Below are 7,146 nucleotides of genomic sequence, written 5' to 3' on the forward strand. Positions count from 1 at the left end.
CGCCCGCGAAGAGGCCCTGATGCGAACGACGCATTACCCGGACACCGCCGAGCACGCCGGCGAGCATGCGCTGATGCTCGCGGAGTACACCGCAATGGTGCGAGACATCATCGCGCGTGGCGACGCGCGGCTGCGCATCAGCGATCTCGAGGCCCTGAAGCAATGGTTCATGGGCCACGTCCTGGATATGGACAAGCGCCTGGGCCGCTATCTGCGCGAGAACGGCGTCAGCGTGCTGCATCCACACGCCTAATCACCGGCGCATCAGCACAGATATCGCAGCTGCTACCGATCTGCTGCGTCCAGAGCCGGACGTGATCGCTCGACCGCGCTCGGCAGTACGGGCTCCGTAGCCTGACGGGTGCGGTTCTCCACTGCGTGCAGCCGCGACGCGGCCGTTGCACCCGCCCCCTCAGCGTCGCCGCAGACACGCGCATAGAGCGCGAGCATGCGCTCGGCCATGGCCCGTGATGACCAACGCTCCGCATAAGGGCGCGCCTTGGCACGCAGCCGCGTGCGCAGGGTCGGGTCGGTAAGCAGACGGATGGTCTTGGCCGCGAAGTCCTGCGCGTCGTCTTGCGCGATGAGGCAGCCCTCACCCTCGCGCAGCACCTCGCGCGTGCCCATCTCCGCAGTAGCCACCACCGGGGTACCCAGGGCCAGGGATTCCAACAGCACCAGCCCCTGGGTTTCGGTCCGAGAGGAGAAAACGAATGCATCGCCGGCGGCGTAGCAGTTTTCCAGGGAGCCGTCGCGGTCTAGGTAGCCGAGAAATCGCACGTGGTCCGCAAGGCCGAGCCGCCGGGCCAGCCGTTCCAACTGGCGCCGGGCAGGCCCCTCTCCGGCAATAGCGAGCAGCACGTCCGGTACCGCCTCACGGACATGCACCAGCATGTGCAGTAGGAAGTCGCAGTTCTTCTCGAAAGCGAGCCGGCCGACATGGACCAGCAGCGGACGGTGCTCGGGCACCGCGAAGCGCTTACGGAAGGCCGCGCCGTCGCCCTGGTGGAACTTGCCTAGGTCTATGCCCGTGGGCACCACCTCCGCGGTGGTCTCCACACCATAGTGGGTCAATATCTCGAGCATAGCGCGGGAAGGCACCGCCAGGGCATCCACGTCACCGCACTGGGCGGCAGAGAAGCGGCGCGCCACATAGCGCATCCAGGCGCCGGGCACCAAGGGGACGTATTTGTCGAGGTATTGCTCGAAAAAGGTATGATAGCTGGACAACACCGGCACGCCGAGGCGCCGGGCCAGGGCCTGGCCCGCATAGTGGGCGATAAATGGCGTGTGGATGTGCACCAGATCGAAGCCCGCAGCCTCCAAGCGGGCGTGGTGGCGCCGGATACGGCCCCAGCGGATGATGCGATCCTCCGGGTCGAAGAGAAAGTACCGCGATGGCAGCCGGATGACCTCGAAGGGCTCAGGCTGCGCCGCCCCATAGTCCGGCGCGAGCAGCGTCACCTCGTGGCCCAGGCCGACGAATTCCCGTGCGAAAGTCTGAATGGACGTGGAAACGCCATTTACCCGCGGGAAGTAGACATCGGAGATCATCAACACGCGCATAAGTCGCTGACAACGCGGCTTTGCCGCGGTTCCTAGCTGGCGGAGAACAACAGTGTCATGGTACCAGTACCGGTGTGCCGAGCACGCGCCGGCCGCCGCCGATTGCACCTGCCCGCCTGTGCTGCCGGGCCGGCGCGCGACGCAGGCCAAGCGCCTGCGGCCCGCGCTGGGCTTGCTCGTGCTCGGGGCTGCAAGCGGTTTGTTCTGGCCCTTCAGCTGGACGGGCGCGGCGGAGCAGACGCTCTGGGGCTATGGGGTACGCAGCTGTCCGCAATACCTGGCCGCCGTGGCGGCCGCCGACGCCGGCGATGCCGCGGAGCTCCAACGCTACGAAGACTGGCTCACGGGATTCGTCTCGGCCCTCAACCTGGCCCTTGGTGAGGACGTCCTGCGGGGCTCCGATCTAACCGACGCCCTGCGCGAAACGCGACGGTATTGCCGCGAGCACGATGACGCCGACTTCTTCAACGCGGCCATGGACCATGTGCGGGCGCTGAGCGGTGAGCGGTAATGGCTCGACCGGCCACCGCCGAAGCCTGCGGCGGGCGGTCAAGCGAGGTTCTGCAATATGGCTTGCGTCCAGAGGGGCAGTGGGGGCATGTCACAAAAGTGCAACCGGGCCGTCATAGAACGTCAAACTCCGCGGTCCACAATGTGCGGCTCCGAACCTTTACCCAAACGGAGACGCACGCATGAAGAAGCAATTGCTCGCCGTGGCCGTCGTCAGCGCCGCCACTGCCTCCACCGGCGCCCTGGCACGGGACACCATCAACATCGTCGGCTCGTCCACCGTCTTCCCCTTCGCCACCGCTGTGGCGGAGCAGTTCGGCAACACTACGGACTTCCCGACGCCGAAGATCGAGTCCACCGGCTCCGGCGGCGGCATGAAGCTGTTCTGCGCCGGTGTCGGCGTGGAGCATCCGGACATCACCAACGCGTCGCGCCGTATGAAGGTCTCCGAGTTCGAGCAGTGCCAAGAAAACGGCGTCGACGAGGTGGTCGAGGTCAAGATCGGCTACGACGGCATCGCCATGGCCAATTCCAAGGAATCGGACCAGCTGGAGCTCTCCCCGCGTGACGTCTGGCTCGCGCTCGCGAAGGACGTGCCCAATCCAGAGGGCGGCGAGGAGCTCGTGGCCAACCCTTACAAGACCTGGCAGGACGTGAACCCCGACCTGCCCAACGTGGCGATCGAGGTGCTCGGACCGCCGCCGACGTCCGGCACCCGTGATGCCTTCGCCGAGTTGGCCATGGAGTCCGGCTGCAAGAGCTTCGACTGGATCAAGGCCATGAAGTCCGAGGACAAGGACCAGTACAAGGCGGTCTGCCACGCAGTGCGCGAGGACGGCCCCTATGTCGAGGCCGGCGAGAACGACAACCTGATCGTGCAGAAGCTCGAGGCCAACCCGGATGCCGTCGGCATCTTCGGCTTCAGCTTCCTGGACCAGAACAGCGACAAGCTCCAGGGCTCCAAGATCGACGGCGTCGCGCCGACCTTCGAGAGCATCGCCAGCGGCGAGTACCCGGTCTCGCGCTCGCTGTACTTCTACGTCAAGAAGGCGCACGTCGGCACCGTGCCGGGCATCGAGGAGTACGTGACCGAGTTCACCAGCGACAAGGCCTGGGGCCCCGAAGGCTATCTTGCCGACAAGGGCCTGATCCCGCTGCCGGAAGACATGCGCGCCGACGTCGCCAAGGCGGTGCAGAGCATGGAGCCCATGTCGAGCCCGAACTAATGGGACTGAGCGCCGCATCCTCGCGGCGGACAGCCGGGATGGCTGCCACAATCTGAGACAGCGCCGGCGGCCCTTGGGCCGTCGGCGCTCGCGTTTTTTCCGCCACCGCCCGCGCCATGTCCCAAACGCTGTTGCTCGTGGTGATCTTGGCCGCCATGGCCTTGGCCTACCAGCTCGGACGCGCCCGTGCGATTCGCGTCGCCGGCGGTCCTGCCGGCATCAAGCGCCTGCACTCGTTGCCCGCCTACTCCGGCTTGTATGTGGCCATCTGGGTGGGTCTCCCCGCCCTAGTGGTGCTGCTGGTCTGGATCGGGCTCCAGGACCGAATCATCACCGCACTCCTGGTGCACGGGTTGCCGGAGGCGCTCACCCAGGGGCTCTCCGACGGGCGGCTCGGCTTGTTGCTGAACGACATCAAGAACATCGCTACCGGCGGCATTACGTCCGGCGAGGTCACCCCTGCAGTGCAGGCCGCCGCCGCGCGCTACGACCGGTGGCAGGACATCGCGGCGGGTGCGCAGTGGGTGCTAGTACTGGCCGCGGCGCTGGCCGGCCTGAGCATCGCGTGGCGGCGCCTCGCGCCGCACTTCCACGCCCGCAATCGGGTGGAGTCGGCACTGCTCGGCATCATGCTGCTGTTCGCATCCATCGCGATCCTGACGACGCTTGGCATCGTGCTGTCGGTGCTCTTCGAATCCATTCTGTTCTTCCAGCGTGTGCCTTGGACCGAGTTCCTGTTCGGCACCCAATGGAGCCCGCAGATCGCCCTGCGGGCGGACCAAGTAGGCGCGTCAGGTGCCTTCGGTGCGGTACCGCTGTTTACGGGCACGCTCCTGATCTCCGCCATCGCCATGGCAATCGCGGTGCCCATCGGGCTGCTCTCGGCCATCTATCTGTCGGAGTACGCCTCCAAGACGCTTCGCGGCTGGAGCAAACCGACGCTGGAGGTGCTGGCCGGCATACCGACGGTGGTCTACGGCTTCTTCGCCGCGCTCACCGTGGCCCCATTCATGCGCGACCTCGGTGCCGCCGTGGGGGTCGACGTCGCTTCCGAGAGCGCTCTGGCTGCCGGGGCCGTCATGGGCATCATGATTATCCCCTTCGTGTCGTCACTGTCGGACGACGTCATCAACGCCGTTCCCCAGTCGCTGCGCGACGGTTCCTACGCCCTCGGCGCCACGCAATCCGAGACCATCCGACGGGTGATCCTGCCGGCGGCGCTACCGGGTATCGTCGGCGGCGTGCTGCTGGCCATCTCGCGGGCCATCGGCGAGACCATGATCGTGGTCATGGCCGCCGGGCTCGCGGCCAACCTGACGGCAAATCCGCTGGAGAGCGTCACCACGGTGACAGTGCAGATCGTCACCCTGCTCACCGGCGACCAGGAGTTCGACAGCGCCAAGACCTTGGCCGCCTTTGCGCTGGGTCTGACGCTCTTCGTCGTGACGCTGACGCTCAATGTCATCGCCCTGCACATCGTGCGCAAGTACCGGGAGCAGTATGAGTAGGCCCGCCGCCGCGCCCGCGCGCACCATCGACGTCGTCAACGCCAGCCTGAAGCGCCGCTACGCCGCCGAGCGCCGCTTCAAGCTGCTCGGCCTCACCGCGGTGGTGCTGGGCCTCACCTTCGTCGGCCTGCTCTTGTTCAGCATCGTCAGCAAGGGCTATACCGCCTTCCAGCAGACCTACATCCGCCTGCCGGTGGTGCTGAGCGCCGCCGACATCGATCCCAGCGGCGAGATCGCCAGCCCGGACACGCCCGCCGAGGTCCGCCGCAAGCGCTTGGTGCGGGCCGACTTCCGGGCCCCGGTACGCGATGCCCTGCGGGCTGAGTTCCCGAGCGTCACCGACCGCCGCGAGCGCCGTGCCCTGGACGGACTCATCAGCAGCGGAGCGGCCCTGCAGCTGCGCGCGCTGGTGAGTCGGGACCCGTCGCTGATCGGCACCGAGCAGACCCTGTGGCTGGTGGCCGACGACGACGTGGACATGTTCATGAAGGGCCGCTCCACCCCCGTGGACGAGCAGTCGGGCCTCGGCACCGCGCAGCCGTCCGGGGCCATCGGCGAGATCACGCTGAGCGCCACGGCCGACGACTTCGACGTCATCGTCGCGCGCAGCCGCGGCTTCCTGGAGCGCAGTGCCGCCAAGCTGGACCGCGACATCGCGCGGTTGGAGCGCGTGCTCGCCGACGTCGCCGACGAGCGCGCCGCGGTGGACGCCGACATGGCGGCTGCGGACGCCGCGGCCCGGGCCCGCCTGGAGGACCGCGCCGAGCGCCTAGTGCAGCGCCGCGAGCGGATGGACCGCAAGCTCGAGCGCACCCGCGACGAGCGCGCGGACATCGCCGCCCGCCTCACCGCCGCCACCGAGGGCGAGGCACTCGCGCTGTCCGACGAGATGCCGAGCTTCCTGGTCGCCGTCAACGGCGGCGTGGCCAAGGTGCGGGCGGCGGCCCCGGCCAAGGTCAGCGCCGAGGTCATCACGCCGCTGGCGGACGCGGATCCGGCCCCGCCCGGAACCTGGCAGCTGCTGGAGCTGCGCACGCCCGAGGACGACCGGCGCCTGTCGGACCGGCAGATCGCGTGGATCTGGCAGCTCCAGCAGCGCGGCCTGATCGAGAAGCACTTCAACACGCTCTTCTTCACCAACGGCACCTCCCGGGAGCCGGAGCTCGCCGGCATCGCCGCCGCCCTGGTGGGCTCCTTCTACACCCTGGCCCTGACGCTGCTGTTCAGCTTCCCCATCGCCGTGGGCGCCGCGGTGTACCTGGAGGAGTTCGCACCCAAGAACCGCTTCACGGACCTGATCGAGGTCAATATCAGCAACCTCGCCGCCGTGCCGTCCATCGTCTTCGGCCTGCTCGGGCTTGCGGTGTTCATCAACTTCTTCGGTATCCCGCGCTCCACCCCGCTGGTGGCGGCCATGGTGCTGACCCTGATGACCCTGCCGACCATCATCATCGCCAGCCGCGCCGCGCTCAAGTCGGTGCCGCCGTCCATCCGCGAGGCGGCACTGGGGGTCGGCGCCTCGCCGCTGCAGACCCAAATGCATCATGTCCTGCCGCTGGCCCTGCCCGGTATGCTGACCGGCACCATCATCGGCATGGCCCAGGCGCTGGGCGAGACCGCGCCGCTGCTCATGATCGGCCTCATCGCCTTCATCGTGGACATCCCGTCGGGCATCACGGACCCCGCCACGGTGCTGCCGGTGCAGATCTTCATGTGGGCCGACAGCCCCGAGCGCGGCTTCGTCGAGCGCACCTCCGCCGCGATCATGATCCTGCTCGGCTTCCTGGTCCTGATGAACCTCACCGCCGTGCTGCTGCGCCGGCGGTTTGAGCGGCGATGGTGATGGAGAAGTAGCGAGTGACGAGGAGCGAGGGGCGAGGAAGACATGTCCTCGGCACCCGCTCCTCGATCCTCGAAACTCGATACTCGATACTCGATCCTCGAACCATGAACACCAAAGCCGAAGCCATCCCGACCACCACCGGCAACCTGCGCGCCAGCGATTTCGACGGCGCGCGCGCCTTTGAGGGCACCATCGGGGACGTCACCGCGATCGAGCCGCGCATGGAATGCCGTGACGTCAACGTCTGGTACGACGACAACCACGCCATCCGCGAGGTGAGCCTCGACATCGGCAAGCATGAGGTGGTCGCGATGATCGGCCCGTCGGGCTGCGGCAAGTCGACCTTCCTGCGCTGCCTGAACCGGATGAACGACACCATCCCGTCGGCGAAGGTCACGGGCTCCATCAAGCTCGACGGCACCGAGGTGCTGGACCGCGGCATCGACGTGGTGCCGCTGCGCGCGCAGGTGGGCATGGTGTTCCAGAAGCCGAA

General features: G+C 67.5%; 6 protein-coding genes and 2 pseudogenes. 7 read left to right on the plus strand and 1 reads right to left on the minus strand.

The genetic code is table 11. The features are described from left to right. A partial coding sequence (locus I6U14_RS13780) for a hemerythrin family protein (protein ID WP_296900094.1) occupies nt 1–253 on the plus strand: 253 nt, incomplete at its 5' end. Between the two features lie 32 nt (nt 254–285). Here I6U14_RS13780 and I6U14_RS13785 read toward each other — a convergent pair. Next, entirely contained in the window at nt 286–1,566 is a 1,281-nt protein-coding gene (locus I6U14_RS13785; RefSeq protein ID WP_296900095.1) for a glycosyltransferase, read from the minus strand. Nucleotides 1,567–1,618: 52 nt separating this feature from the next. Here I6U14_RS13785 and I6U14_RS13790 point away from each other — a divergent pair, with 52 nt between their 5' ends. From I6U14_RS13790 to I6U14_RS13815, 6 genes and pseudogenes are all read left to right on the plus strand, one after another. Then, nucleotides 1,619–2,077: a hypothetical protein gene (locus I6U14_RS13790; RefSeq protein ID WP_296900096.1), complete on the plus strand. Its 459-nt coding sequence runs from the start codon at nt 1,619–1,621 to the stop codon at nt 2,075–2,077. Between the two features lie 181 nt (nt 2,078–2,258). Further along, nucleotides 2,259–3,302 carry a PstS family phosphate ABC transporter substrate-binding protein gene (locus I6U14_RS13795; RefSeq protein ID WP_296900097.1) on the plus strand — a complete coding sequence of 348 codons (1,044 nt, stop codon included), beginning with the start codon at nt 2,259–2,261 and terminating at the stop codon, nt 3,300–3,302. Nucleotides 3,303–3,418: 116 nt separating this feature from the next. Further along, the gene (gene pstC, locus I6U14_RS13800) at nt 3,419–4,810 is read left to right on the plus strand and encodes a phosphate ABC transporter permease subunit PstC (RefSeq protein ID WP_296900098.1); all 1,392 of its coding nucleotides are present in this window, start codon (nt 3,419–3,421) and stop codon (nt 4,808–4,810) included. Next, nucleotides 4,803–5,300, plus strand: a pseudogene (locus I6U14_RS13805) (DUF3333 domain-containing protein); the annotation flags it as partial. The gene pstC and the pseudogene I6U14_RS13805, both read left to right, overlap by 8 nt. 546 nt (nt 5,301–5,846) lie before the next feature. Further along, nucleotides 5,847–6,653, plus strand: a pseudogene (gene pstA, locus I6U14_RS13810) (phosphate ABC transporter permease PstA); the annotation flags it as partial. A gap of 104 nt (nt 6,654–6,757) precedes the next feature. Continuing rightward, nucleotides 6,758–7,146, plus strand: a 389-nt coding sequence (locus I6U14_RS13815; protein WP_296900099.1) for an ATP-binding cassette domain-containing protein, incomplete at its 3' end; no start/stop codon positions are given.

The sequence above is a fragment of the Thiohalocapsa sp. genome (assembly GCF_019695415.1).
In the GTDB taxonomy this organism is placed as follows: domain Bacteria; phylum Pseudomonadota; class Gammaproteobacteria; order Chromatiales; family Chromatiaceae; genus Thiohalocapsa.

Bases quoted from the DNA above. Each gene is read 5' to 3' on its own strand.
- I6U14_RS13785 (WP_296900095.1), bottom strand. From the start codon at position 1,566: ATGCGCGTGTTGATGATCTCCGATGTCTACTTCCCGCGGGTAAATGGC.
- I6U14_RS13795 (WP_296900097.1), top strand. From the start codon at position 2,259: ATGAAGAAGCAATTGCTCGCCGTGGCCGTCGTCAGCGCCGCCACTGCC.
- pstC (WP_296900098.1), top strand. From the start codon at position 3,419: ATGTCCCAAACGCTGTTGCTCGTGGTGATCTTGGCCGCCATGGCCTTG.